The organism is Mycobacterium sp. (genome assembly GCF_025933915.1).
Classification (GTDB): domain Bacteria; phylum Actinomycetota; class Actinomycetes; order Mycobacteriales; family Mycobacteriaceae; genus Mycobacterium.
The window spans coordinates 1-25,131 of the sequence record NZ_JAICZA010000004.1; the positions used below are offsets into that span (position 1 = coordinate 1).

24 protein-coding genes are annotated in these 25,131 nt (G+C 65.9%); 12 read left to right on the forward strand and 12 right to left on the reverse strand.

All coding sequences use genetic code 11. From position 1 onward, the window contains the following. Positions 1–88: 88 nt before the first annotated feature. From Q0W90_RS00965 to Q0W90_RS00985, 5 genes are read right to left on the reverse strand one after another with little or no spacing between them, the layout of a single operon-like run. Complete coding sequence (locus tag Q0W90_RS00965) at positions 89–1,183, reverse strand: TIGR03857 family LLM class F420-dependent oxidoreductase (RefSeq protein ID WP_297772718.1); 1,095 nt, start codon at positions 1,181–1,183, stop codon at positions 89–91. Then, positions 1,180–1,560 carry a nuclear transport factor 2 family protein gene (locus tag Q0W90_RS00970; protein WP_297594668.1) on the reverse strand — a complete coding sequence of 127 codons (381 nt, stop codon included), beginning with the start codon at positions 1,558–1,560 and terminating at the stop codon, positions 1,180–1,182. Before Q0W90_RS00970 ends, Q0W90_RS00965 begins: the two co-directional genes overlap by 4 nt. Beyond that, the gene (locus tag Q0W90_RS00975) at positions 1,560–2,705 is read right to left on the reverse strand and encodes a PHB depolymerase family esterase (protein ID WP_297701141.1); all 1,146 of its coding nucleotides are present in this window, start codon (positions 2,703–2,705) and stop codon (positions 1,560–1,562) included. Before Q0W90_RS00975 ends, Q0W90_RS00970 begins: the two co-directional genes overlap by 1 nt. An 18-nt stretch (positions 2,706–2,723) precedes the next feature. Next, positions 2,724–4,346, reverse strand: a complete 1,623-nt coding sequence (locus tag Q0W90_RS00980; RefSeq protein WP_297594664.1) for an NAD(P)/FAD-dependent oxidoreductase — start codon at positions 4,344–4,346, stop codon at positions 2,724–2,726. After that, positions 4,339–4,791 carry a nuclear transport factor 2 family protein gene (locus Q0W90_RS00985; RefSeq protein ID WP_297772720.1) on the reverse strand — a complete coding sequence of 151 codons (453 nt, stop codon included), beginning with the start codon at positions 4,789–4,791 and terminating at the stop codon, positions 4,339–4,341. The genes Q0W90_RS00980 and Q0W90_RS00985 overlap by 8 nt, the downstream gene beginning before the upstream one ends. Before the next feature lie 85 nt (positions 4,792–4,876). On the opposite strand from Q0W90_RS00985, the gene Q0W90_RS00990 reads away from it, so the two are divergent. From Q0W90_RS00990 to Q0W90_RS01015, 6 genes are read left to right on the forward strand one after another with little or no spacing between them, the layout of a single operon-like run. Further along, a complete protein-coding gene (locus Q0W90_RS00990) occupies positions 4,877–5,884 on the forward strand; it encodes a Rieske 2Fe-2S domain-containing protein (protein ID WP_297594660.1) in 1,008 nt (335 codons plus the stop codon). Beyond that, entirely contained in the window at positions 5,881–6,510 is a 630-nt protein-coding gene (locus tag Q0W90_RS00995) for an isochorismatase family protein (protein ID WP_297594658.1), read from the forward strand. Before Q0W90_RS00990 ends, Q0W90_RS00995 begins: the two co-directional genes overlap by 4 nt. Continuing rightward, the gene (locus Q0W90_RS01000; RefSeq protein WP_297594656.1) at positions 6,507–7,127 is read left to right on the forward strand and encodes a PaaI family thioesterase; all 621 of its coding nucleotides are present in this window, start codon (positions 6,507–6,509) and stop codon (positions 7,125–7,127) included. Before Q0W90_RS00995 ends, Q0W90_RS01000 begins: the two co-directional genes overlap by 4 nt. 8 nt (positions 7,128–7,135) lie before the next feature. Further along, positions 7,136–8,788 carry an acyl-CoA synthetase gene (locus Q0W90_RS01005; RefSeq protein WP_297772761.1) on the forward strand — a complete coding sequence of 551 codons (1,653 nt, stop codon included), beginning with the start codon at positions 7,136–7,138 and terminating at the stop codon, positions 8,786–8,788. Between the two features lie 2 nt (positions 8,789–8,790). Then, complete coding sequence (locus tag Q0W90_RS01010) at positions 8,791–9,264, forward strand: SRPBCC family protein (protein WP_297594654.1); 474 nt, start codon at positions 8,791–8,793, stop codon at positions 9,262–9,264. Beyond that, the gene (locus Q0W90_RS01015) at positions 9,261–10,103 is read left to right on the forward strand and encodes an SDR family NAD(P)-dependent oxidoreductase (protein ID WP_297594652.1); all 843 of its coding nucleotides are present in this window, start codon (positions 9,261–9,263) and stop codon (positions 10,101–10,103) included. Before Q0W90_RS01010 ends, Q0W90_RS01015 begins: the two co-directional genes overlap by 4 nt. On the opposite strand, the gene Q0W90_RS01020 is transcribed toward Q0W90_RS01015, so the two are convergent. Then, positions 10,104–11,627, reverse strand: a complete 1,524-nt coding sequence (locus Q0W90_RS01020; protein ID WP_297698016.1) for an aldehyde dehydrogenase family protein — start codon at positions 11,625–11,627, stop codon at positions 10,104–10,106. A 114-nt stretch (positions 11,628–11,741) separates the two neighbouring features. Here Q0W90_RS01020 and Q0W90_RS01025 point away from each other — a divergent pair, with 114 nt between their 5' ends. The 5 genes from Q0W90_RS01025 (at position 11,742) to Q0W90_RS01045 (ending at position 17,634) form a co-directional block, all read left to right on the forward strand. Further along, complete coding sequence (locus tag Q0W90_RS01025) at positions 11,742–12,947, forward strand: cytochrome P450 (RefSeq protein WP_297698013.1); 1,206 nt, start codon at positions 11,742–11,744, stop codon at positions 12,945–12,947. A 16-nt stretch (positions 12,948–12,963) separates the two neighbouring features. Beyond that, complete coding sequence (locus Q0W90_RS01030; RefSeq protein WP_297594641.1) at positions 12,964–13,926, forward strand: SDR family NAD(P)-dependent oxidoreductase; 963 nt, start codon at positions 12,964–12,966, stop codon at positions 13,924–13,926. Positions 13,927–14,034: 108 nt separating this feature from the next. Next, the gene (locus Q0W90_RS01035; protein WP_297594639.1) at positions 14,035–15,243 is read left to right on the forward strand and encodes a cytochrome P450; all 1,209 of its coding nucleotides are present in this window, start codon (positions 14,035–14,037) and stop codon (positions 15,241–15,243) included. A gap of 22 nt (positions 15,244–15,265) precedes the next feature. Further along, on the forward strand, positions 15,266–16,480 hold the full coding sequence (locus Q0W90_RS01040) for a CoA transferase (protein ID WP_297594674.1): 1,215 nt from the start codon (positions 15,266–15,268) through the stop codon (positions 16,478–16,480). Next, positions 16,477–17,634 carry a thiolase family protein gene (locus tag Q0W90_RS01045; protein ID WP_297594637.1) on the forward strand — a complete coding sequence of 386 codons (1,158 nt, stop codon included), beginning with the start codon at positions 16,477–16,479 and terminating at the stop codon, positions 17,632–17,634. The genes Q0W90_RS01040 and Q0W90_RS01045 overlap by 4 nt, the downstream gene beginning before the upstream one ends. A gap of 199 nt (positions 17,635–17,833) precedes the next feature. Here Q0W90_RS01045 and Q0W90_RS01050 read toward each other — a convergent pair whose 3' ends face one another. Genes Q0W90_RS01050 through Q0W90_RS01075 form a run of 6 tightly spaced genes read right to left on the reverse strand, consistent with a single transcriptional unit; the run spans position 17,834 to position 24,609 of the window. Beyond that, positions 17,834–19,033, reverse strand: a complete 1,200-nt coding sequence (locus tag Q0W90_RS01050; protein WP_297594636.1) for an acyl-CoA dehydrogenase family protein — start codon at positions 19,031–19,033, stop codon at positions 17,834–17,836. Next, complete coding sequence (locus Q0W90_RS01055; protein WP_297698010.1) at positions 19,033–20,085, reverse strand: acyl-CoA dehydrogenase family protein; 1,053 nt, start codon at positions 20,083–20,085, stop codon at positions 19,033–19,035. The genes Q0W90_RS01050 and Q0W90_RS01055 overlap by 1 nt, the downstream gene beginning before the upstream one ends. A gap of 2 nt (positions 20,086–20,087) precedes the next feature. Continuing rightward, the gene (locus Q0W90_RS01060) at positions 20,088–20,918 is read right to left on the reverse strand and encodes an amidohydrolase family protein (protein ID WP_297594630.1); all 831 of its coding nucleotides are present in this window, start codon (positions 20,916–20,918) and stop codon (positions 20,088–20,090) included. Continuing rightward, positions 20,915–22,540: an acyl-CoA synthetase gene (locus Q0W90_RS01065; protein ID WP_297772726.1), complete on the reverse strand. Its 1,626-nt coding sequence runs from the start codon at positions 22,538–22,540 to the stop codon at positions 20,915–20,917. The genes Q0W90_RS01060 and Q0W90_RS01065 overlap by 4 nt, the downstream gene beginning before the upstream one ends. A gap of 22 nt (positions 22,541–22,562) precedes the next feature. Then, on the reverse strand, positions 22,563–23,765 hold the full coding sequence (locus Q0W90_RS01070; protein WP_297594626.1) for an amidohydrolase family protein: 1,203 nt from the start codon (positions 23,763–23,765) through the stop codon (positions 22,563–22,565). Positions 23,766–23,784: 19 nt separating this feature from the next. Next, positions 23,785–24,609 carry an enoyl-CoA hydratase gene (locus tag Q0W90_RS01075; protein WP_297698008.1) on the reverse strand — a complete coding sequence of 275 codons (825 nt, stop codon included), beginning with the start codon at positions 24,607–24,609 and terminating at the stop codon, positions 23,785–23,787. 265 nt (positions 24,610–24,874) lie between these two features. On the opposite strand from Q0W90_RS01075, the gene Q0W90_RS01080 reads away from it, so the two are divergent. Then, positions 24,875–25,114, forward strand: a complete 240-nt coding sequence (locus Q0W90_RS01080; RefSeq protein WP_225326652.1) for a CsbD family protein — start codon at positions 24,875–24,877, stop codon at positions 25,112–25,114. Positions 25,115–25,131: the final 17 nt, after the last annotated feature.

Below are 25,131 nucleotides of genomic sequence, written 5' to 3' on the forward strand. Positions count from 1 at the left end.
ATCGACGTGCCCGAGCACACCAGATCAAACAACCGCCAGCGCAGCGCCCGCGCAGCCGGATACCCAGTCGGCATTGCAACCTCCAAAATCAGGAAATGTTGCACTGACCGTATGAATCCGCCCGAGTGGGGGCGTCGGTAGTTACAGTCTCGCGGTAGTGAGTCACGATCGGCTCGAGTTCGTCGGGTGTGGCGCCGTGCATGATGACCGCGTCGGCGCCGTAGTCGAATTCCTTGCGGATGCGGTCCACGCACTCACTCGCCGACCCGGTCGCCGAGGGCTCCAGCCATTCGTCGGGAATCAGCGTCGCGATGTGCTCGATCTGCTCGGCCGTGCCCTTGTGGTCGATACCGCCCGCGATCGACATCACCACCGGGTCTTCGCGGAACCGTTGCAGCACGGCGGGATCCCAGTCATTGGTTTCGACCAACAGGTCACCGTAGCCCTGCAGATACGTGGCCAGCCGGGCGACCGTCTTCTTCAGCCGCAGCTCTTCGGGCAGATGGTCACCGACCGTCGCGAAGCACGACCACACCCGCACGCTGTCGGGGTCGCGGCCCGCCTTCTCGGCGGCGGCCTTCACGGTTTTGACGCTGCGCTGCAGGGTCTCGGGAGTGAAGTACGTGTGCAGGATGACGTCGTCGAACACGCGTCCCCCGAGCGCGAGCGTGTTGGGGCCGAACGCCACCAGCGCCAGCCGGATGTCTTCGTCGAAGTCCGGATCGAGAAACAGGATGGGGTACTTGCCCATCGGGCCGTCGTGATTGAAGATCAGCTCGCCGTGCCACAGCCGGCGCATCACCTGGGCCCAATCCTCCATCTGCGCCGTCGTCACCGCCGGTATGCCGAAGGCCCCGTAGATGGCGGCGATGCCCCGGCCGATGCCCAGGGTGAAGCGGCCGCCGGAGAGGCGATGCATCGTGGTCGCCCACGATCCCGTGATCAGCGGGTGGCGGGTGTTGTGATTGGTTGCGGCGGTGGCGATCTGCATCCGGTTGGTCACCGCACATGCCGCCCCGACCAGAGACGACGCCTCCTTGACGTTCCACCGCTCGGAGATGAAGGCGGTGCCGAAGCCGAGTTCCTCGCCGCGGCGGGCCTCGTCCATCAATGTCGCCGGGCCCTCGCCGCCGGCCCCGGCCAGCAGGTAGAAGCCCAATTCATCAAGCGCACGGTCACTCAATTCCAAACCCCTTGCTGGTAGCCGCAGTTCCAAACCTCGGTAATCTTGCCATCGACAACGCGGAACACCTCGATGCTGGCGATGTTGGTTTCGGTGCCGTCCTTGGTCTTTATCGTCGAGTCGTAGACGATCGCCACGTGTTCGCCGTCGTCGCCCTCGATGACGACGTTGAGGTCGAAGTGTAACGATTCGGCCACCTGCCACATGTCCACCACCCGTTGGACCGCTTCGGCGTGCGTCAGGGTGCGCGCCGCACCGACCTCGTGTCGAACGACGGTGTCGCCCAACAACTCCTCGGCCAACTCGATGTTGCGTTCGTTCCACACGACGAGGTTGTAAAGTTCGACCACCGAACGCGCCGTCCACGTCGACGTCATCAGCCGGGTTCCTTATCGTCGGCGGGTTGACCGACCGCGTCGCGCAGGAACCGGTCGGTGATTCGCTGCACGCGCCGGGAGAAAATGTGCCCGACGTGGCTGCCGTCGTACCAGTACAACTGGCCGGCCCAGCGTTCCTGCAACGAATCCGTGGGCTCGCGCATCGCCATCCGGTCGTGCCATGCCCCGACGATGAGCCGGCGCTGCGGCGGCGGCGACGGCGTGACCGCCAAGGGATCGATCACCGAGGTCAGCTGGGTGACCACGGGAGATTCCAGCAACTCGCGGAATCCGTCGCGCGATGGCCCCCAACGCTGTAGGTGTCGCGCAATCATCGCGTTGAGCCCCAGGATGGGCGTGTACAACGCCACCGCATCGATCTGCTTCTCCAGGTGCGAAACCAGCGCGGCCACCGGGGTGCCCATCGAAATCCCGGCCACCACAACGGCGGTGCCTTGCGACCGCGCCCAGCGCACCACGGCGCGCACCTCCGACACGACGCGCATCATTCCCGCGACGTTGCCGAGCGGATCCATGTCGGGATACGCCGGCCATTGCCGGCGCCGAACCCCGTGACCCGGCTGTACCGGCATCGCGATGTTGAACCCCAGCTTGCGGTGTATTCGGCCGATGCCGGACATCAGCAGGTCTTCGGTGCCGCCCTGTCCGGCGCCGTGCACCCAGACCAGCCACGGCCTGGGCCCGCCGCGGTGCCGGCACACGTGCACCACCGCCCGCGCCGGCCCGCCCAGACCCTCGGCCTCCAGGGTCGGCGGCAAGGCCGGGTCGTGTTCGAAAGTCATCCGTTCGTATGCCAGGCCCGCGATACGGCGCCGGCGTATCGAGGTTGCCCGCAACGGGTTCGGCTCGGCATGCGCGCGGTCGATGCCGAGTGTCGAGAGCTCCTCGGCGGCCGCGGTGCACGCATCCGGCGGGCGCATCGCCGCGGGGTTGCCGCCCAGCAACGAAAAGCCACTCAGCACAAGCTCGTCGAGCATGACCTCACCGAACTGGCGCGCACCGCGCGGCGACAGCGGAGTCCAGCCGGTCGACTCCTGCAGGCCGGCCACCGTACGCGGCACCAGCATCCCGAGTTCCCGGGCCACATCCTTGGCCAGGCTCAGCCCGCTCAATGCCTTCGCCATGTCGTTCACCTTCAGCAGCTAAGCCAGTTTGAAACCGGTGTATCCGCCGGCCGCGATTTCGTCGCAGCGGCGCCGGTATTCGGGGATTCCGCCGGTATAGCCCATATACATCCGTTTCTTGCCGGGCACGTTGCCACCGTTGTACCAGGAGTTGCACGACGGGTGGACCAGAACCGTCGGCGCAACCAGCGCCGTAGCGTGGTCGATCCACTCCTGCTGCGCGGTGCTCAGCGCCTCGATGGTACGGATGTCGTTGGCGCGTAAATACGCGAGGCAATCACCGATCCACTCCACGTGCTGTTCGAGAGCGGCGACGAAGTTCGTCGCGGCGCTCGGGCTGCCCGGTCCTTGAACCGTGAACAGGTTCGGGAACCCGGCGACCGCCAGACCCAGATACGACAGCGGACCTTCGGTGGCCCAGAATTCGCCGAGTGAGACGCCCCCGCGGCCGCGGACGTCGATCCGGCTGAGCGCGCCGGTCATGGCGTCAAACCCGGTGGCGTAGACGAGGACATCGAGTTCGTGCGATTGGTCCCCGGTGCGGATACCGGCCGGCGTGATCTCACGGATGGGCGACTTCCGCAGGTCGACCAGGGTGACGTTGTCCCGGTTGAAGGTCTCGTAGTAGCCCTGGTCGATGATCGGGCGCTTACAGGCGAAGGGATGCACGGGCACGAGGGACGCGGCGGTGTCCGGGTTCTTGACGATGCGGGCCACCGCCTCGCCGTACAGTTTGGCGGCCATCCGGTTGGCGTCGATGTCGAAGAAGATGTCGCCCCAGTTCAAGGCGCCCATGACGCCGTTCTCCTCGATGGCGCGCAGCTGTTCCTCGCGCGTCGCCGACTTCAACGGCGGCCGGCCGAGCATCTCGAGCAGGACGGAGAAGGCGCTGAGCCGCGCCGCGCCGATCGGGTGGGCGCGTTGGGCCGCACGGATTTCACCGTAACGGGCCTTCATGTCGTCGAGCTCACCCGGTTCGAACCGGTGCACCCGCCAGGGCAGGGTGTAGGCGGGTGAACGCTGAAACACCGTAAGATGCAGGGCTTCTCGGGCGACCACGGGGATGAGCTGGACGCCGGTCGAGCCGGTACCGATCACGCCGACACGCTTGCCGGCGAGGTCGACGCCGCGCTCGGGCCAGCGGCTGGTGAACAGCGACGCCCCGGCGAAGGTGTCCATGCCCGGGATGTCGGGTTCCAACGGTACCGACAGGATGCCCGAGGCGGCGACCACGAACGGAACCCGGAACGTTTCGCCGGCTTCGGTGCGCACCGACCACATCGCCGCTTCTTCGTCGAACGTCATCGCGACGACCCTGGTGCAGAATTGGATGTCGCGTCGCAGGTCGAGCCGGTCGGCCACGAAGTTCAGGTAGGCCTCGATCTCGGGCTGGGCCGGCATCGACTCCGTCCACTCCCACTCCTGCTGAATCTCCTCGGAGAAGCTGTAGGAGTATTCGATGCTCTCGATGTCGCAGCGGGCGCCCGGGTACCGATTGAAAAGCCAGGTGCCACCCACGTTTTCGGCCATCTCCAGGACTTGGGTGCGTAGCCCGAGTTGCCGCAGCCGGTGCAGCATGTACAGCCCGGAGAATCCGGCGCCGATGACGAGAACGTCGAACGAGGTATCAGCGTCAGCCATCGTCACCGCCGGTCATCTTCAGGATGGTTCGGGTCAGGTGCAGGGACTTGATCTGCCAGCGACCGTCCCGCTTCTCGTAGGTCTCGTGGTAGTGGCCGGCCCCGTACAACTCGCGACCGTCACCGAAGATCAGCAGGTCCTCCATCGCCCAGATGCCGGTCGCGGTGGTGGCCGAGGTGAGCGCGATCTCGGGGGTATGACAGTGATGCTTGGTTGCCACGTTCTCGAGGCCACCCAACACCATCGGAACGAAGCTTTCCACCCCCTCGATCGGTGGCGCGGTCTGAGGGTCGGCACCCGCGGTGGACACCGCCATGTCCAGGGTGACCACGACGTCCGTGGTGAACACGTCGCGCCAGGACTCGAGGACCTTGGTATCCAGGAAACGGCAGTAGCGCGCCTTCAGTTGCCGGATGGCTTCCAGCTCGTCAGCCGCTGTCGTCATGTCACTCCCTTGCCGCGCGCGGGCCGGACTGCTGAAATCTATACTGTAACGGATTTAGTATCAACGATCACGAGAGGCGCTGGCTGTGAAAGTTCCCTTCACCTGGAAGGTCACCGGATGGTTCATGGTCGGCTGGTCCCCGGAGTTTCCCGTCGGCGAGGTCCGGCCGCTGCACTATTTCGGCGAGGACCTGGTGGCCTACCGCGACGAGTCCGGTGAGTTGCACGTCCTGGAAGCGCACTGCAAGCACCTCGGCGCGCACATCGGCCACGGCGGCAAGGTCGTCGGCGACTGCGTGGAGTGCCCGTTCCACGGCTGGCGCTGGGGTCCGGACGGCTGCAACAAGTACATCCCCTACCAGCCGGATCGGCCCAACCGCGCGCTGCGGCTGCGGGTATATCCGGTCCGCGAGCAATACGATTGCGTGTTCATCTGGCACCACCCGGACGGCAAAGAACCGCAGTGGGAGATGCCCGATATTTTCCGCAAGTTCCCGCAAGTCGAAACCGATCCGGCGCAGTACTACCGGGCGTACCCGGAGTTTTCCCGACGGGCGGAGCGCGAGCCGGTGCATCCGCAGATCGTGGCCGAGAACGCCCCCGACAGCGCCCATTTCGAGTACGTGCACCACGCCACCGTGACGCCCCGGGTGTTGGACTGGAAGATCGTCGACCAGGAGTGGCAGTTCATCGCGGGCTGGCCGGACGCGCGCAGCGACAACCCCGACGATCTCGCGTTGCGGTTCCACAGCCACCTGTTCGGGCTCGGCGGGGCGATCAGCGTCTTCGAGGGCGCACAGAATCATCGGCTGATCTTCACCTGCACACCGGTCGACGACGAATGTTCGGACCTGTTCTACTCGATCTGGTGGCCGCGAACCCCCGGCGATGATTCCCCCGTGCCGGAGGGCAAGCTGCGGGAGGTCATCGAGAACCAGTTCTTGTCCACCGTGTTCGACGACCTGCAGATCTGGCGCTACCAGAAATATGTGGAACACCCCGCACTGTCGAAGACCGACGCGAAAGGCTATATGGCGCTGAGGAAGTGGGCGACGCAGTTCTATGACGTCGCGCCGGTGGGCGCCCCCGCATGAGCGACCGATTGGCCGCACTGGCCGCGCCCGAGCACACCGCGATCGTCACCCAAGAGTGCCAGGGCGCGGTGATGGGGCCCGACGCCGGACTGGCGATGCTCGCCGAGGAAGCCCGCCGCGAGGCGCTGCCCAACATCGCGCGGCTGTTGCCCGCAGCTCGGGCGGCCGGAGCGCGCGTCGTGCACTGTCTGGTGCAGCGGCGACCCGACGGGCTCGGCTCCAACCACAACGCGAAGATCTTCGCGATGGGCGGTGGCAACCAGGTGGACATCACGCCCGGCACGCCGGGCGCGGAACTGCTGCCCGAATTGGGGCCGGAGCCTTCGGATTTGGTGCTGCGCCGCTGGCACGGCGTGGGACCGATGGGCGGCACCGATCTGGACGCGGTGTTACGCAATCTCGGTGTGTCGACCGTTGTCGTGGTGGGTGTTTCGCTGAACATCGCGATCCCCAACCTCGTCATGGACGCCGTCAATGCCGCGTACCGGGTGATCCTCCCCCGCGACGCGGTCGCCGGCATACCCGCCGACTATGGTGCAGCGATGATCGCCAACACGCTGTCGCTGCTGGCCACCATCACCAGCACCGACGATCTGCTCGGGGCATGGGGCGAAGGGACGCGATGACCGACACAGCGCCGGAAGTTCGCGGCGGGTTCCCCGACGTCAAACCCGTCGAGGATGCTCCCGCGGAGCTGGGGCCGTTCGTCGCCGCGCTGCGCCGCCTGCAGGACCTGACCGTGTCCACCAAGCCGGACCCCGCGCTGTGGGCCGCCGCGACCGCGCACCTGGAGAACGCCTGCGCGCTGTTGGATGGCCACCAGGTCCCGGAGACCGAGGCGGTGGCCGGCCGGGTGCTGAACCTGCCCGGGTTGGCCCATCCCCTGATGCCGCCCTGGATGGTGACCGAGTCCGGTCCCGACGGCGTCAGGATGGCCGGTCATTTCACCACCTCGCACGTCGGCGGGAACCACGCCGTGCACGGCGGCATGATCCCGCTGTTCTACGACTGGCTGTTCGGCATGGTGGTCTCCACCGCGAACTGTCCACCCACCCGCACGGCGTTTCTGCACGTGGATTACCGCAACATCACCCCGATCGACCAGCCGCTGACGGCCCGCGGCCGCATCACCAAAGCCGACGGCAGGAAGATTTTCATTGACGCTACTATGACAGACGCCGACGGCACGTTGCTCAGCGAAGCCAACGGCCTGATGGTTCGCCTGCTACCCCACCAGCCGTGAGAGGCATGATGTCCGACACCACAACAACATTCACGGTGCCGGCGGTCGCGAAGGCCGTCGCGGCCGCCATCCCCGATCGCGAGCTCATCATCCAAGGGGATCGCCGGTACACCTACGCGCAGGTGATCGACCGCTCGAACCGGCTCGCCGCGTACCTGCACTCGCGGGGGCTGGGATGCCACGCCGAGCGCTCCGCGCTGGCGGGCCACGAAGTGGGCCAAGACCTGCTGGGCCTCTATGCCTACAACGGGAACGAATTCGTCGAGGCGCTGCTGGGCGCCTTCCAGGCGCGGGTCGCCCCATTCAACGTCAACTTCCGCTACGTGAAAAGCGAGCTCCAATATCTGCTGGCGGACTCGGGAGCAACCGCACTGCTCTATCACGCCGCGTTCGCGCCGCGCGTGGCCGAAATCCTCGCGGACCTACCACAGCTGCGCGTGCTGATCCAGATCGCCGACGACTCGGGAAATGAATTGCTGGAGGGCGCAGTCGATTACGAGGCCGCCCTGGCGTCCGTGTCCCCGGAGCCGCCGCCGGTGCAGCACTCCGCCGACGACCTGTACGTCCTGTACACCGGGGGCACCACGGGAATGCCGAAGGGCGTGCTGTGGCGCCAGCACGACATCTTCATGACGTCCTTCGGCGGGCGCAATCTCATGACGGGCGAGCCCTCGGCGTCTCTCGACGAGATCGTGGAACGGGCCGCCGCGGGCCCGGGCACCAATTTGATGATTCTGCCGCCGCTGATCCACGGTGCGGCCCAATGGAGCGTGATGACCGCGATCACGACGGGGCAATCCGTCGTGTTTCCCACGGTCGTCGATCATCTGGACGCCGAGGACGTGGTGCGCACCATCGAGCGGGAAAAAGTCATGGTGGTCACAGTGGTCGGCGATGCGATGGCGCGCCCCTTGGTCGCCGCCATCGAGACGGGGATCGCCGATGTGTCGTCGCTCGCGGTCGTCGCCAACGGCGGTGCCCTGCTGACCCCGTACGTCAAGCAACGCGTGATCGAGGTGTTGCCGAACGCCGTGGTCGTCGACGGTGTCGGCTCGTCGGAGACGGGCGCGCAGATGCATCACATGTCGACCTCGGGGGCGGTGGCGACCGGCACGTTCAACGCCGGACCGGACACGTTCGTGGCCGCCGAGGACCTGACGGCCATCCTGCAACCCGGCCATGACGGGATGGGCTGGCTGGCCCAACGAGGCTACGTTCCACTGGGCTACAAGGGCGATGCGGCCAAGACGGCCAAGACTTTTCCGGTGATCGACGGCGTGAGGTACGCCGTCCCCGGTGACCGCGCACGCCACGGCGCCGACGGCTCCGTCGAGCTGCTCGGCCGCGACTCGGTGACCATCAACTCCGGGGGTGAGAAGATCTTCGTCGAGGAGGTCGAGACGGCCATCGCGTCGCATCCCGCGGTGGCCGACGTGGTGGTCGCCGGGCGGCCCAGCGAACGCTGGGGCCAGGAGGTTGTCGCGGTCGTGGCGCTCGCCGAGGGCGCCACTGTCGAGGTCGACGAGCTGGTCGCCCACGCCTCAAGGTCTTTGGCGCGCTACAAACTTCCCAAGGCGGTCGTCTTCCGTCCGGTCATCGAGCGCAGCCCGTCGGGCAAGGCCGACTACCGGTGGGCGCGCAAGCAAGCGGTGAACGGCTGAGGATGCCTCCGCTCGGAAAAGGCGAGACTCTAACGGCATCGACCGAAGTGCGAGCCTCGGCAGAACGGGTTTACGCGGTCATCTCCGACGTCACTCGAATTCCCGACTGGAGCCCGGAAACCGTACGCGCCGAATGGCTGTCGTCAGAACGCTTCCAGGCCTGGAACCGCAGGGGGCTGGGCCGGTGGCGCACCGTGGCGAACGTCGTCGACGCCGCACCGGGACAGAGATTTTCCTTCGTCGTTCAGGCGATGGGTGGGGACTGGACGCAGTGGACGTACGTCGTCGAGCCCGGTTCGACCGCCGGCACGACGCGTCTCACCGAAGAGTTCCGGATGTGCGTTCGGCTCCCCTTTGGCGTCGTGGTGTTCGAGCACCTGTTCCTGTTCGTCCGGGATCGTCGCCAGGATCTGCAAAAGAACCTTGACCTTTCGGTGGGCCGGATCAAAGCGATTGTGGAAGCAGGGAATTCATGAAGTACCAGCAGCGTATCGCCGTGGTCACCGGCGCGGGCTCCGGCATCGGCCGCGCGTTGACGCGGGCGCTCACCGCGGGCGGGACGCATGTCGCGGCGTCCGACATCGACGAAAATGGCCTGGCCGAGACCCGGCAGTCCTGCGGGCCCGGCCAGGTCACGCCCTACCGGGTCGACGTGGCGGACCGGGACGCGGTGCTGGGCTTCGCCGAGGACGTGCGCGGGCAACTCGGGCCCGCCTCGATGCTGTTCAACAATGCCGGCGTTGACCTGTTCGCGAGCGTGGCAGACATGTCGTGGACCGATTTCGATTGGCTCATCGGCATCAACGTCGGCGGCGTCGTCAATGGGACCAAGGCGTTCCTGCCGCAGCTGATCGAGTCCGGCACTTCGGAGCGCCCCGCGCGATTGGTGAACCTGTCCAGTGCCTTCGGGCTGATCGCGGTGCCGTATCAAGGTGCCTACAGCACGGCGAAGTTCGCGGTCCGAGGTTTCACCGAGGCGCTGCGCCAGGAGATGATCATCGAACGCCATCCGGTGACCGTGCACTGCGTGCACCCCGGTGTCGTGCGAACCAACTTCGGGACCAACATGCGCGCCGCCGACACCGAGGATCCCGACATGGCCGCGAAACTCTTCGCGCGCGCGGCCCTCACCTCGCCCGAGAAGGCGGCGCGCCTCATCCTCCGTGGCGCCGAGAAGAACCGGGCCAGAATCCTCATCGGGCCCGACGGGCGCGCGATGGCGGCGATGCCCCGGCTGCTAGGCGCGCACTACGCCACTTTGCAGGCCTATGCCGCGAGGATGACGAACGCCCGCTCGGGGCGCGCCGGCCGCTGATTACGGCAGCGCCCGCGCCGGGGAGGGTCTTTTCGCCGCCTCCTTCAACCTGCGGTGCGTGCGCGCCCGCGCGATCCGCAGTGCGGTGTTGGCGTAGAACCGCAGCGACCTGCCGAACGGCGGCGCCGCGGTTCCCGTGATGCTGAACGGCAGGTCGTTGCCGACCACGGTGCGGTAATGACTGAAGGTGTCGAAACCGGCCTTGCCGTGGTAGGCGCCCATCCCGCTGCGCCCGACTCCCCCGAACGGTGCCGCGGACGGAATCATCTGGGCAGCAAAATCATTGCGAGCGACGCCGCCACTGCGGGTGTTGCGGACGAAGGTGCGGAAATCGTCGTCTTCTGGGCCGTACCAGTAGGCCACCAGCGGCGCGGGCCGCCGGTTGATGTAGTCGACCGCCTCGCCTAGGCGCGAATACCCCATCACGGCCAGCACGGGGCCGAAGATCTCCTCGTCGGCGATCCGCATGCGGTCGTCGATGTCGCGGACAATGGTGGGCGCGATCTTGCGGCTGCTGCGGTCGGGCAATGACTCCCCCACGGGAGCAACGGTTTCCACGCGGGCACCGTGCGCGCGCGCATCATCGATCAGCCGCACCACCCGATCGAAATTGGCCTGGTTGACGCTGGAGCAGTAGTCCGCGTTGGCGATGACCGTCGGGAACATGCCGCGCAAGGTTTCGCGCGCGGTGTCGACGAATGCGTCGATGTGGTCGTCGGGCACCATCACGTAATCCGGACAGACACACACCTGGCCACCGTTGACCATGCGGCCCCGGGCGATACGGGTCGCCGACCGCGCGATGTCGGCGCTCGGTGCGACGACCACCGGGTTCTTGCCGCCAAGCTCCAGTGTCACCGGTACGAGATTCTGGGCCGCCGCCTGCTGCACCAACGCACCCACCGACGGCGAGCCGGTGAAAAACAGGTGATCGAACGGCAGCGCCGAGAACGCGGCCGCGACGTCGGCGCCACCGGTGACCACGTCGAGCTCGGTCGGGTCGAAGTATTTGGGTGCGGTGGCCTTCATCAATGCGGCGGTGTGCGCGGTGATTTCGGACATCTTGATCATCACCCGGTTTCCGGCCGCGAACGCGGCCGCCGCGGGCAGCACCACAAGATTGACCGGGAAGTTCCACGGACCGATCACGCCGACGACGCCGAGCGGGGTGGGCTGGACTTCGGCCCGCAGGCCGCACAGCCGCGCGGCGGGCATCAGTTTTGTCGGACGCATCCACCGCGCCACATGGGATCTGGTGTGTTCGACCACCGAGGTGATCCCGATAATCTCGGTGAACAGCGATGCCGCCTTGGACCTGGTGCCGTAGTCGACGGCCATGGCGTCGACGAAGGCGTCGCTGTTGTCCAGCAGCAGCGCCATAAGCCGATCGATGCGGCTTCGCCGTACGGCCGCGCCGGGCGGCCCCTCGGCGAGGAATGCCCGTCGCTGACGTTCGAGGATGGTTTGCAGCGCCGCCCGCTGGTCTTCCGCGGCGCCGTCAACTCGTTCGCCGGTTGCGCTCATCGGGATCACCCTACGCGATGTTCCCCGGCCATACTGGCATATCTACTGTTAGTATTACCGGATGGTTTTCCAGGTGGCGGCCTACGGTGGTACCGGCGCGGGCAGGGTGGCACGATGACCGTCGCCGAGCTGGTATTCGACCCGTTTTCGGCGGATTTCTTCAACGGACCGTATGAGACCTATCGCCGGATGCGTGCGGAAGCCCCGGTTTACTACAGCAAGCAGTACGACTTTTATGCGCTCAGTCGTCATGCCGATGTCGCGGCCGCGTTCAAGGACTTCGAGACGTATTCATCGGCGTACGGGGTGGATCTGGGGATGGTGCGGACGGGGCAGAAGGTTCCGGCGAAGATGATCATCTCGCTGGATCCGCCCGAGCATCGGCACATGCGCAGCCTGGTCAACAAGGTGTTCACGCCGCGGGCGATCACGGCGCTCAAGGCGATGGTGACCGAACAGATCGAGCGCTATCTGGCGGCGGTCGATCGCGACGAATTCGATGTCGTTCAAGACTTCTCGGCGTTGTTCCCGGTGGAAGTGATCACCCGGATGTTGGGAGTGCCTGCCGACTACCGACAGAAGGTCAGGCTCTGGATTGACGAGTTGCTGCACCGCGAACCGGGCCAGATCGAGATGTCCGATGCCGGCAACCAGGCGATGGCCAATTCCTGGGTGATGTACTACGAGCTCATCCAGCAGCGGCGCGCGCAGCCGCAAGACGACATGATCTCCAGCCTGATCGCGGCCGAGATCGAACGCGAAGACGGTGAAACGACCCGGCTCAAAGGGTCCGAGATCGCCGGGTTTGCAACGCTGTTGGGCGGTGCGGGCGCTGAAACGGTGACCAAGCTGATCGGCAACGCGGCGACCGTCTTCGCCCGCCACCCCGAGCAATGGCAGAAGCTGCTCGACGACCGCAGCAAGGTCCCCGCCGCCGTCGAAGAGCTGTTGCGTTACGAGGCGCCGGCACAGTACAACGTGCGCCGCTCGATGAAGGACGTACACCTGCACGGGGTAATCATCCCGGCGGGCAGGCCCGTCTTCCTCATCGGCGGTTCGGCGAATCGCGATCCCGACGCATGGACCGACGCCGACGTCTTCGACATCGACCGTGACCGCGCCGAGGCGCAGAACCTCGGCTTCGGCTACGGCATCCACAGCTGCCTCGGGGCGGCGCTGGCCCGGATGGAGAGCGTGATCGCCCTGGAGAAGTTGCTCGAGCACATGCCGCGTTACGAGGTGCTCTGGGATCGCTGCGAACGGGTGGCCATGCAAAACGTGGCCGGGTGGTCCCGTGTCCCGGTGCGGGTGCTGAGATGACTGACGGCGGCGCTACGTGAGCACACCACCGGCGAGCCACGACATCCACGCGGAACCACCGACCGCCCTGGGCGTCGTCGACGGGGCCGACCTCACCGGCAAGAACTGCGTGATTACCGGGGCGTCCTCGGGCCTCGGCCGGGAATCGGCCAGAGCCCTGGCTGCCGCCGGGGCGCGGGTGATATTGGCGGCGCGCAACCGCGACGCGCTGGCCGAGACCCAGACATGGGTTCACACCGCATATCCGGATGCCCGGATCGCCGCCGTCCAACTGGATCTGACTTCGCTGAGCAGCATTCGAGCGGCGGCCGCGGCGATCCAAGACCTTGCCTCGTCGATCCATGTCTTGATGAACAATGCCGGGGTGATGTTCACGCCGTTCGATCGAACGGTAGATGGCTTCGAAATGCAGTTTGGCACTAACCATCTCGGGCACTTCGAACTCACGCGACTGCTCATCCCGCAACTCGTCGCCGCGTCCGGCGCTCGCGTGGTCATCCTGTCGTCCGATGGCCACCGCATGAGTGACCTTGATTTCGACGACCCCAACTGGGAGCGGCGTGACTACGACAAGTTCCTGGCGTACGGCGCCTCGAAGACCGCAAATATCTTGCACATGGTCGAACTCGATCGACGGTTTCGCGACGACGGGATCGGCTCCTACGCCGTGCACCCGGGCATCGTGGCAACCGGCCTGGCCCGACACATGGGCAAGAAGGATTTCGCGCACCTTGCCGATCGCGCCGCGGCAGAACGGAAACGGGACGCACCCGCCGTCGACGTCACGCGCGACTTTGTGCTGCCCGACCGCGGGGCGGCGACCCAGGTATGGGCCGCCGTCGCGCCCGAGCTCGACGATGTCGGGTCGGCGTACCTCGCCGACTGTCGCATCCGCACCGACGTCGCGCCGTACGCCCTCGATGAACAGCGCGCCGCTCGGCTCTGGTCCTTGTCGGAGACGCTTTGCGACGACCGTTGAGGCGAATGCCCCTGCGACGAGCCCACGCGGATGCCTCATCCCGGGCCCGCCTGGATAGTATACTGTAATCTTTACAGTACGACCGTCTACCCGAGCCGGAGAGCAGCCGTGGAAAGTCAGCTTGAGGATGCCGTCACCGCCGCCTTGCCGACCGGCTACCTGCGTGACCCTTACCCCTACTTCGCCCGGATGCGCAGCGAGGGCGGGGTGTTTCGCGGCACGGTCATGGACTACTCCAAGACGCCCGCGTCGCTGCGGCCCGAAGAGTCGTTCGCCGCCATGTCGTTCGACGCGGTGAACAAGGTGTTTCGCGACGGCCAGGTGTTCAGTTCGAAGTTCTATGACAACACCATCGGCCTGTTCATGGGTCCGACCATCCTCGCCATGGAGGGCAAGACCCACCGCGACCATCGCAACCTGGTCTCCGCGGCCTTCAAGTCCAAGAATCTCGCGCTCTGGGAGCCCACGGTCGTGCGGCCGATCTGCGATGCCCTCATCGACGAGTTCATCGACGCCGGCAGCGCCGATCTGGTCCGGCAGTTCACCTTCGAGTTCCCCACCCGGGTGATCGCCACGCTGTTGGGCCTGCCGGCGCAGGACCTGCCGACGTTCCGCCGGCGCGCGGTGCAGTTGATCAGCTACGCGGTCAACTACGAACGCGCCTTCGAGGCGTCGGCGGCGTTGAAGGACTATTTCCTCGAACACATCGAGCAGCGCAGGGCGCAGCCGAAAGAGGACATCATCGGTGATCTGGTCACGGCGGAGATCGATGGCGAAAAGCTCAGCGACGAAGCCATCTATTCGTTTCTCCGGCTGCTGCTGCCCGCGGGGCTGGAAACCACCTACCGGTCGTCGGGCAATCTGCTGTATCTGTTGCTCACCCATCCCGAGCAGTTCGCCGCGGTACAGGCCGATCGCGAGCTGATCCCCAAGGCGATCGAGGAGGGTCTGCGCGTCGAGACGCCGCTGACCACGGTGCAGCGTTTCACCGCCGAGGACACCGAACTGGAAGGCGTCAAGATCCCGGCACGGTCGGTGATCGACGTGTGCATCGGCTCGGCGAACCGCGACGGACACCGCTGGGAGCGCCCGGAAGAGTTCGACATCTTCCGCGCGCACATGCCGCACATCTCGTTTGCCGCCGGCGAGCACACCTGCCTGGGTCTGCACCTCGCGCGCATGGAGACCCGCGTCGCGCTCGAATGTCTGTTGGACCGGGTGACCAACATCGAGCTTGTCACCGATGACGACCCGCATATCCACGGTCAGCCGTTCCGTTCGCCGACCGCACTTCCGGTTACGTTCGACGCGAAGTAGGGTCCCGGGAATGGTGAAGGTAATGCAGGGCTTTCGGGTCCTCGAGGTTGCGCAGTTCACGTTCGTCCCAGCGGCCGGTGCCATCCTCGCCGACTGGGGCGCCGACGTCATCAAGGTCGAACACCCGGCCCGCGGGGACACCCAGCGCGGCTTCATCAACATGGGTGGCTTCCAGCTCGATCCCGACCGGCATCCGCTGATGGAACATCCCAACCGCGGCAAGCGCAGCGTCGGGATCGACGTCTCCACGCCGGGCGGTCAAGAAGTGATCTACGAACTGGCCAAGACCGCCGATGTGTTCCTGACCAACTACATGCCCGCGCAGCGGCAGAAGCACAAGTTCGACGTGGAGCACATTCGCGCGGTGAACCCGAACATCGTGTACGCACGCGGTTCGGCTTACGGCGACAAGGGAGCCGAGCGTGACGTCGGCGGCTACGACGGAACCGCGTTCTGGACGCGCAGCGGCATCGGGTATGCCCTGACCCCTGAGGAGCTGGGCGGCGCACTGGGACAGGGCATTCCCGCTTTCGGCGATTCGATCGGGGGCATGTTCATTGCCGGCGGCATCTCGGCCGCGTTGCTGCATCGTGAGCGCACCGGCGAGGCCGTCGAGCTCGACGTGTCGCTGCTGAGCACGGCCTGGTGGGCGGCGGGTGCGAGCGTGACTCAGGGCATGGAGACCGGCGAGGTCATGCGCACGCCAATGCCGGGTTCGGGCGCACCGTCGGTGAATCCCTTCATGGGCAACTACGAAACCTCCGACGGCGGCACCATCAACCTGTGCATCATCAGCCCGACCGGGTTGATCCGCGACACGTTCGAACACCTCGGCATCCCCGAAGCGGCCGACGACCCTCGCTTCTCCGACGTACTCCCGTTGATCCAGAACGCCGACGCGGCCTCCGAGCTGATCTCAAAGGCATTCGCCGGCAAGCCCTTTGACTACTGGCGCCAGCACCTCAAGACGATGAAGGGCCAGTGGGCGCCGTTCCAGAGTCTCATGGATCTGGTCGACGACGAGCAGGCTCTCGCCAACGACATGATCAGCGAGGTCGAGCTCGCCAGCGGCGGCGCACCGTTCAAGGTCGTCCGCGGTCCGGTGCAGTTCAACCACGAACCGCTCGTCACCTCCCGGGCCCCGCAGGCGTCCGAGCACACCGAAATCGTCCTGATGGAACTCGGGATGGACTGGGACCGCATCGCCGAACTCAAAGAGTCAGGAGCCATCGCTTGACCAGCAGTAATAATGACGTCGCGATCATCGGCGTGGGTCTGCACCCATTCGGTCGTTTCGAGGGCAAGTCCGCGATGGAGATGGGCGTCGACGCCATCCGGCTCGCGGTCAACGACGCGGGCATCGAGTGGAAGGACATCCAGGCCGCCACCGGTGGCAGCTGGACGGTCGCCAATCCCGACGCGATCGTCGCCATGGTCGGGCTCTCTGGCATCCCCTTCACCAACGTGTTCAACGCCTGCGCGACCGCGGCCAGCGCCGCCAAGGCCTGCGCCGACGGAATCCGGCTGGGCGACTACGACATCGGGATCGCCATCGGCCTCGACAAACATCCGCGTGGTGCCTTCACCGAGGACCCGGCTTTGGTGGGGATGCCGCGCTGGTACGCCGAGAACGGGCAGTACCTCACCACCCAATTCTTCGGCATGAAAGCCAACCGTTACCTGCACGAGCATGGCATCTCCCAGCGGACGCTGGCCAAGGTGGCCGCCAAGAACTTCCGCAACGGCGTGCAGAACCCGAACGCGTTTCGGCGCAAACCGATTCCGGAAGACGAGATCCTCAACTCGACGATGCTGAACTATCCGCTCACCCAGTACATGTTCTGCGCACCGGACGAGGGCGCGGCAGCCGTGGTCATGTGCCGCGCCGACATCGCGCACCGCTACGCCGCCAAGCCGATCTTTTTGCGGGCGGTCGAGGTGCGTACTCGCCGCTACGGGGCCTACGAGGTGAACACCACCTTCGCCCCGGTCGACGAGGATGTCGCGCCGACCGTGTATGCGGCCAAAGCCGCGTTCGAAAGGGCCGGTGTGGCACCGGAAGACGTCGACGTCATTCAGCTGCAGGACACCGACGCCGGCGCTGAGATCATCCACATGGCCGAATGCGGCTTCTGCGCCGACGGCGAGCAGGAGAAGCTGCTGGCCGACGGCGCCACCGAGATCAGCGGTTCGATGCCGATCAACACCGACGGCGGGCTGATCGCCAACGGCGAACCGATCGGGGCGTCCGGCCTGCGCCAGATCCATGAGCTGGTGCGCCAGCTCCGCGGCGAAGCGGGCGATCGTCAGGTGGCCGGTGAACCGCGCGTCGGGTTCGCTCAGCTCTACGGTGCGCCCGGCACCGCCGCGGCCACGATCCTCACCACCTGAACTCAGCGAGCAGACGCGACGGCACCAACGAAATGGTGCCAACAGCGCGGGTGCGCCGAGTGTGAATCGATGGCGTTGAGTGGGATTCCTGGGCGACGACACGCCGACAAGCCACGCCGTCAGCTCACACTCAAAGCCCTAGATTCACAGCGGTTTTCGCCAGTGCGGCTCGCACCCGGCGGAGGATGTTGGCCGTCGGTCACGAGGCCTTCTGCGCGACCGGCGCGTAAGCCGGCTTGCCCAGGCCCAGCATGTACTGCGCGATCATGTTGCGGAACACCTCGAGGGTGCCGCCGTAAATCCCGACCAGCGGCGCGAACCGGAATACGTACTCCGACGCACCGTCGTCGGCCGCCCCGTCGGTGCCGATCGGCAACGTGGATGCCGTGCCGAGGATGTCCATCAGCTCCGGAGAGATGTCGCGCATCGTCTGCGCGAGGGCGACGCGCCCGAAAATGCCGGGCGCGCTCAGCGCCGCTTCCATCCGCGCGGCGCTGCGTCCCAATCGGTAGGCCACCGCCGCATCGTCAATGAGTCTGCGCCCATTAGGATCCCGCTGCGATGCTTTGCCCCCGGCCTTGTCTAGGGCGTCGGCCATGAAGCCCGCCTGGTGCATCATGATGGACACGTCCTGCAGCCCGTCGGGGGCGGCCGCCACCGCGCCGTGCTCGACGTTGAGCGGCTCGCGCAGCACCGTCCAGCCGGCGTTCACGTCGCCCAGCCGGTACTTGTCGTCGACGCGCACGTCGCTGTAGTAGACGATGTTGGTGCGGTCGCCGTCGACCGTACGGATGCCCTGGATTTCGATGCCCGGGGAGTCCAGCGGAACCAGGAACATGGTCAGGCTCTTGTGCTTCGGGGCGTTCGGGTCGGTGTTGGTGATCAGGAAGACGTACCGGCAGTTGTGCGCTCCGGTGGTGAACATCTTGGAGCCATTGATAATCCAGCTCGACCCATCCGCCTCCCGCACCGCCCGCGTCTTGCAGGTGGCGATGTCGGATCCGCCCTCGGGTTCGGTGTAGCCCAGGCACAGCCGAACGTGTCCGGTGAAGACACCCGGCAGCACTTCGTCCCGCAATTCGCTCGACCCGAACCTCGCGACCGAACGGGCCACCATGGCGGTGGTGCCCCACGTCACCCAGGGCACGTGCGCGCGCCGCTTCTCGAGTTCCCAGATGCGGCGATGCACCCGGCTGAAGCCGCCATCGGCCTCCGGCTTCCATTCCCGTTCCAGGTAGCCGGCGGCCCCCAGCGCCAGGTGCACCCCTTCGTCGAAGTTGTCGCCCGTTTCGCGGTCGCGGCGCTTGACGTCGTCGGTCACATGGGTGCGCAGAAAATCGCGTGCTTCGTCCAGGAAACGCTGATCGTCGTCGGACAGCGTGACACGTGAGAAATCCACTATGCGCCCTTTCTTGAGTTGCCTTCGCGCGCTGCTACGAGCTCGCCGATGTACTTCGCGCTGGCGCCGGGGTCCCCACCGGCCAGGGCCCAACCGCGGGCACGCACCAGGTATGCCGTCGCGGCCGCCTCCGCCGAAACACCAAGTCCGCCTTGCACATGCACCGCCATGGTCGCGGCCTTCGCCGCTTCCTCCGCCATGAACACGAACGCCGAGGGCGCCAACTCGGGGCGCTCGTCGGGCTCGTTGTCCAGGAACCAGGCCGCGCGCCGCGCCAGATTGCGACCACCCTGCACGGTGATCGCGATGTTGGCCAGCGGATGAGAGATGCCCTGCAGCGTCGAGATCGGCACTCCGAGCGTGTAGCGGGTCTTGGCGAACTCCGCCGCGATCGTCATGGTCTCCTCCACCAGGCCCACCAATGCCGAGGCGTTCAGTACCCGCCACTCATCCAGCGCCCGTTGATATTCCGTCATCGCCTCGGATCCGCTGGCCAGCACGGTACGGGTGTCGGCGGTCGCCGGATCCACCCAGGCCATCGGCAACCGGCCGATGTTGTCGACCTTGGTCGGGCGCGTGCCGAACGTCAGCGCGACGACGTCGTCACCGTCGCGCACGATGATCTGGTCGGCGATCGACCCGGTCGGCAGCAGCCGTGCCCCGGAGACACTGTCGTGCTGCGGATCGAATGCGACGAGTCGCTTGCCCTGGACGACATCGGGTTCCGCCGCGCCGAGTCGAGCCAGCAGACGTGCCGCGCAGACCTGGTCGATCCACGGCACCGGTGCCAGTGACCGGCCGATCTCCTCGACCACCAACGTCAGGTCGACGAGCGTCGCGCCGTCGCCGCCCACGGATTCCGGTAGCGCCATGGTCGTTGCGCCCATGGCGCACAACCGCTCCCACAGGTTCTTGTCGAAGCCGGTTTCCTCCGCGGCGCGCACGGTCTCGATCGGGCAGTGCGTCTTGAAGAAATCGCGGTACGCGGCCTGCAACGCCTCGTGATCCGAGGTCAGACTGTAGTCAAGCCTGCGTAGTTCGTAACGGTCCATACTCAGCGTTCCTCCTGGCCACCGAAGAAGAATTCTTGCGCATTGTTATAGAGATAGTTTTCGAGCACGTCGGCGGGCAGATCCAGCGCTGCCGCCTCGGGCACGACGCGGTGCATTTTCAGTACCGGCCAGTCGGAAGCGAAGATCACCTTGCCCTGTCCGCGGGTCCGCATGTAGTGCAGCAGGCTGTCCGGCAACCGCTTGGGCGACCACGCCGACGTCATCAGGCGCAGGTTGGCGTATTTGATCAACAATCTGATCGCGATGTCCCACCAGGGATCCGCGCCGTGGATCATGCACAATTTCAGCTCCGGGAATCGCACGCAGACCCGGTCGAGGTGGATCGGATTCTGCACCTCCCCGGGGATGGGCGGCCCGGGAATGCCGGTGTTGATACACAGCGGAAGCTCGAGCTCGGCGCATTTGGTGTAGAGCGGGTAATAGACGGCGTCGCTGGCCGGGTACTGGCCGTCGCCCCAAAAGCTGGGCCCCACAGCCGCATACGCGACGGGCAGGTCGTTGACGACGGCAGCGAGTTCCCGCAGGGAGGGCATCGGACGCAGTAGGTTCACCCCGCCCATCGCCAGGGCGAACCGCTCGGGCTTCTCCTCGACGAATTTCCGCGCGGTCACCGACGGCTTGGCGAGGTTGTCCATCAGGATGGCTTTGCGCACACCCTGGGCGTCCATTTCATCGAGCAGCGCGGACAACTCGACGGGCTCGAACATGGACTGGGGGCCCTTGAAGTAGTCGTCCCGCACCTTGAGCATCCAGACCGGTTGCTTCTCGGTCTCGCCGAAGTGCACGTTGACCAGGCAATCGATCGCTTTCATCTGGCGGCCGCCGCCCTTCCGGTAGCGTGACGTTTCGCCCAACGGTAATCGGCCTTGCCGTTGCCCAAACGTTGGACGTGCTCGACGAAAAGGAACTCCTTGGGCGCCTTGAACCGCGCCAATTGCGTGGTGCAGTGCGTGTGCAGTTCATCACCCGTGGCGGCGGCTTCCGCACGGAGTTCGACGAGGGCGACGACTTCTTGTCCCCAGCGCTCGCTGGGGCGCCCGACCACCAGCGCGTCGGCGATCGCCGAGTGGGCGCGCAGCACTTCTTCGACTTCCTCGACGAAGACCTTCTCCCCGCCGGTATTGACCACCAGCGAGTCACGGCCGAACAGCCGCAACGTGCCGTCGGGCTCCAACCTGGCGCGGTCGCCCGATATCACCACCCGCTTGCCGTCGATCTCGGGAAACGTCTTGCGGGTGGCGTCGGGATCGTCGAAGTACCCCAACGGGATCCGCCCTTCCCTGGCGACCCAGCCCACCTCGGGCTCACCGGGAGAGAGGAAATGGCTGTAGTCCTCGGAGAGAATCAGCCCACCCTCCCGCAGGGTGAACGTGTCGGATTGCGTATCGCGCCGGCTATGGCCGAATCCCATGTTTCCGGTCTCCGACGAGCCGTAGCCGTTGATCACCGTGACCTGGGGGATCAACTCAACAAGGGCGCGTTGGTATTTCGGGTTCGTGGCGGCGCCCCCGGTGCCGATGGCGTACAGCGACGACAAATCGTAAGAACCGCGGCGCAGTTCGGCCACCAGCGGCGCGGCGTAGGCGTCGCCGACCATCGTCATCAAGCCGACCTTCTCGCGCTGCGCCGTTTCCAACACCGATCGCGGGTCGAGCTTTTTGCCGGTGTCGTACATCACCACGGGCGTCCCGGCCATGATCGCCGAGAACGCTGTCCACATGCCGGCCGCGTGCATCAGCGGCGACACCGCGAACCACGGTGCCCCGGCCGCGCCTCGCACCTTGTCGTGGATCTCCTGAGCGCAGGCATGGTCTGCCCCCACCATCGACGACACATAGATGTCGGACTGCCGCCACAGCACACCCTTGGGTCGGCCGGTGGTACCGCCGGTGCAGATCATCAGCAGATCATCCGGCGACGGGATCACGTGCTGGTCGGTATCCCCTTGCACCAGAGCATCTTCCAGAGTCACTGCACCCGGTAGCTGCGGGGCATCACTGCCGTCGTCGACCGCAATCAACAAGTCGCCGCCATCACGGTTGAGGACGTCGGCGAACTTCGCGCCCAGCGCGCGGTGGTAGATGACCGCCCGGGGCTTGACGTAATCGAGAAGTTCACCGACCTCGCGCGGCGTGTAGTAATAGTTGATGTTCACCGGGACGGTTCGGGCCTTGAGGCACCCGATGACCATGTCGGGGTACAGGTCGTTGTGCATCACCAGCGCAATCCGGTCCTGCCCGCATTCCCAGTTCTGCAGGTCCGCCCGCTCCCGATGAGCGCCGAATCCCTTGCTCGTCAGGAAGTTCGCCAGCCGCCGGGTGCGGTCCGCCGACTCGGCGAAGGTGCTGCGACGCTCGCCGCACACCGTCATCGTCCGGTCGCCGATGACGCCGGCGATTTCGTCAAGAACCGCCCCGATGGTCCATTCGCTCACGGAAGTAACCGGGTCCCGACCATCAAGCGGCCGAGCCGACTTGGACACCCAAGAGGTCCAGGGCGTTGTCTCGCATGATCTTTCGAATATCGGACTCGCCGAATCCCTTCAGCTCCTCCACAAACGACACCGGCGATTCGAGGCCTTCGCCGTGCGGCCAGTCGGAACCGAACAGGATCTTGTCGACACCGATGACTTCGGCCAGCTCCGGTAGATCGTCCTCGTAGTAGGGCGCGATCCACACGTTGTTGCGCAGCTGCTCCACCGGGTCCTCGGGGAAATGCTGGGGTTGCGTGTTGGCCGCCTTCTTCAGGCGTTTGACCAGCCGATGCACGAAATAAGAACCGTTTTCGATGCTGACCGCCTTGAGCTTCGGATGCCGGGTGAACACCCCATGCACGATCATCGAGGCCATCGTGTCGTGAATGGCACGGTCGTCGAGGAGCACCTGATCCAGCGGATCTTTCGCGCCGAACCCCTCGAACGTCGACTTGCCGCCCCACATCGCCGCGATGTGCAGATAACCGCTGTCGGACAGGTGAAATCCCACCGGCACCCCCGCCTCGGCCAGCCTGGCCCACACCGGGTCGTGGCTGGGATCGCCCAGCGACCGCGGCTTGACGAGGCCGGGCACCGGCGCCGGCCGCACCAGCACCAGTTTGGCGCCGCGCGCCAACACGAACTCGACCTCTTCGATGGCTTTCGCCGGATCGGCCAGCGAGACGATCGGCGCCGCGATGATTCGGCGATCGGGACGGTCGAATCCCCAGTCCTCGTCGAGCCACAGGTTGAACGCATGCACCGACGCCATCGTCGCCTCGATGTCGTGCTTGAGCGCCTCCTCGACGCCGCAGCCGAACGTCGGCAGCATGAACACCGTCTCGATGTCCTGGGTGTCCATCACCGCAATCCGGGCATCGCGGTTCTGATATTCGGGGTGACTGGCCAGCCGTTCGACTTTCATCAGCGAGGCTGGGTCGACGTCTTCGGGAATCTCGCCGCGGAACAACAGGTCGAGGCAACCCGGCACGATGATCGGGTCGAAGGTGGGGTTGGGGATGAAGTGGTTGACGCGGTCCCCGATCACGGCCCAGGTCCGCTTGCCCTCGTTGACCATCTGGACTCCGCGCCGTTTGAACCGCTTGTCCAAGTGACGGGTGAACGAGTCCAGCGGCTCGTAGTAGTGGTTGTCGACGTCGATCGGTCGATAGTTCAGGGTGGTCATGATGATCCTTTCCGGCTGGTTAGGGCGCCAGTGGCGGGAACCGCGGTGGCCGCTTCTCCAGGAAGCTCGTGATGCCTTCGACAACGTCGGGCCGCAGCAGCGACTCGTGCATGAGTGTTTCGGCGCGGGCGCTGACATCGGCGACATCGCGCAGCGCGTCGCCATAGGCCTGCCGCTTGATCACCGCCAGCGACGCCGGTGAACAGTTGCGGGCGATGTCTTCGGCGTACGCCATGGCGCGGGGCATCAACTCGTCGGGTGTGACCGCCTCCTTGACCAGCCCGAGTTCCGCGGCCTCCTCGGCGAAGAACGTGCGCCCGCTCAACAGCAAGTCCATCGCCGCGCCCCAACCGGCGAGCCTCGGCAAAATCCAGGAGATCCCATACTCGGCGATCAATCCCCGGCGGGTGAAGGCGGTGGCGAATTTGGCTCCGGCGGCAGCGAACCGGACGTCACACATCAGGGCGTGCGTCAGGCCGATGCCCACGCACGCCCCGTTGACCGCGGCGATGATCGGCTTGCGCAGCTCGGTAAGGAAGTACGGGTGGCGGTCGCCGACCAGCTTGGTGACGTCGGTGTCGCCATCGCCCAGCTTGTCGTCGATCGATCCCGCGCCACCCAGATCCGCGCCGGCGCAGAACCCCCTGCCGGCACCGGTCAACACGATCACCCGGACCTCGGGGTCGGCTTCGGCACGGTCGATGCTCGCGTAGAAGCACCTCGAGATGTCGGGGCCCCAGGCGTTGAGCCGCTCGGGGCGGTTGAAGGTCACGACCGCAACACCGGTTTCAGTGGTCCCATACAGCACCGCCTCATCGGTGACCACACGGTCGGCGGCGCTCATAAAACCGTCCCCTCATAGCTGATCAACTGGCGAGTTTGTACCCATACTGTATACCTATCGGTACCGCATTCCACAACTGCGGCCACGCCCCCGTGAACCGGGACTTAACTGCGATTTTCGGTCGTCGGCCCGCCGCTGCGAGCACCCCCCGAATCGACGGCCGGCGGCTGTTGTGGTGATCGACACGTCGGCGCCATGTTTGCCTCCACCGCGTGACCGGGAATGCGTAGAAGAGCCAATCATCCACTTGGGGGAAGGAGACGCAATGGTTGACACCAAGAGCGGCCCGGTCGAGTTCGTTCGGGGCATCGTGGAAGAGGTCCTCGGGAAGACCAAACAGGTCGTCGGCATCATCATCGGCCACAATGACCTGATCGAAGAGGGCAAGGCTCAACAGGACAAGGCGGACGCGCAGCGCAGCGCTGGGAAGAAGGAAGCCGCCGCCGAGAAGGCCCGTGGCAAGGCCAAGGCGTACGAGGAGCGTGAGCGGGCCGAGCAACAGTAAACGGCCGGCTGACGGAG

Bases quoted from the DNA above. Each gene is read 5' to 3' on its own strand.
- Q0W90_RS01070 (WP_297594626.1), bottom strand. From the start codon at position 23,765: ATGACCACCCTGAACTATCGACCGATCGACGTCGACAACCACTACTAC.
- Q0W90_RS01075 (WP_297698008.1), bottom strand. From the start codon at position 24,609: ATGAGCGCCGCCGACCGTGTGGTCACCGATGAGGCGGTGCTGTATGGG.
- Q0W90_RS01005 (WP_297772761.1), top strand. From the start codon at position 7,136: ATGTCCGACACCACAACAACATTCACGGTGCCGGCGGTCGCGAAGGCC.
- Q0W90_RS01020 (WP_297698016.1), bottom strand. From the start codon at position 11,627: ATGAGCGCAACCGGCGAACGAGTTGACGGCGCCGCGGAAGACCAGCGG.
- Q0W90_RS00970 (WP_297594668.1), bottom strand. From the start codon at position 1,560: ATGACGTCGACGTGGACGGCGCGTTCGGTGGTCGAACTTTACAACCTC.
- Q0W90_RS01010 (WP_297594654.1), top strand. From the start codon at position 8,791: ATGCCTCCGCTCGGAAAAGGCGAGACTCTAACGGCATCGACCGAAGTG.
- Q0W90_RS01080 (WP_225326652.1), top strand. From the start codon at position 24,875: ATGGTTGACACCAAGAGCGGCCCGGTCGAGTTCGTTCGGGGCATCGTG.
- Q0W90_RS00985 (WP_297772720.1), bottom strand. From the start codon at position 4,791: ATGACGACAGCGGCTGACGAGCTGGAAGCCATCCGGCAACTGAAGGCG.
- Q0W90_RS00975 (WP_297701141.1), bottom strand. From the start codon at position 2,705: ATGGCGAAGGCATTGAGCGGGCTGAGCCTGGCCAAGGATGTGGCCCGG.
- Q0W90_RS01015 (WP_297594652.1), top strand. From the start codon at position 9,261: ATGAAGTACCAGCAGCGTATCGCCGTGGTCACCGGCGCGGGCTCCGGC.
- Q0W90_RS01000 (WP_297594656.1), top strand. From the start codon at position 6,507: ATGACCGACACAGCGCCGGAAGTTCGCGGCGGGTTCCCCGACGTCAAA.
- Q0W90_RS00980 (WP_297594664.1), bottom strand. From the start codon at position 4,346: ATGGCTGACGCTGATACCTCGTTCGACGTTCTCGTCATCGGCGCCGGA.
- Q0W90_RS01055 (WP_297698010.1), bottom strand. From the start codon at position 20,085: ATGGACCGTTACGAACTACGCAGGCTTGACTACAGTCTGACCTCGGAT.
- Q0W90_RS00995 (WP_297594658.1), top strand. From the start codon at position 5,881: ATGAGCGACCGATTGGCCGCACTGGCCGCGCCCGAGCACACCGCGATC.
- Q0W90_RS01025 (WP_297698013.1), top strand. From the start codon at position 11,742: ATGACCGTCGCCGAGCTGGTATTCGACCCGTTTTCGGCGGATTTCTTC.
- Q0W90_RS01040 (WP_297594674.1), top strand. From the start codon at position 15,266: ATGCAGGGCTTTCGGGTCCTCGAGGTTGCGCAGTTCACGTTCGTCCCA.
- Q0W90_RS01060 (WP_297594630.1), bottom strand. From the start codon at position 20,918: ATGAAAGCGATCGATTGCCTGGTCAACGTGCACTTCGGCGAGACCGAG.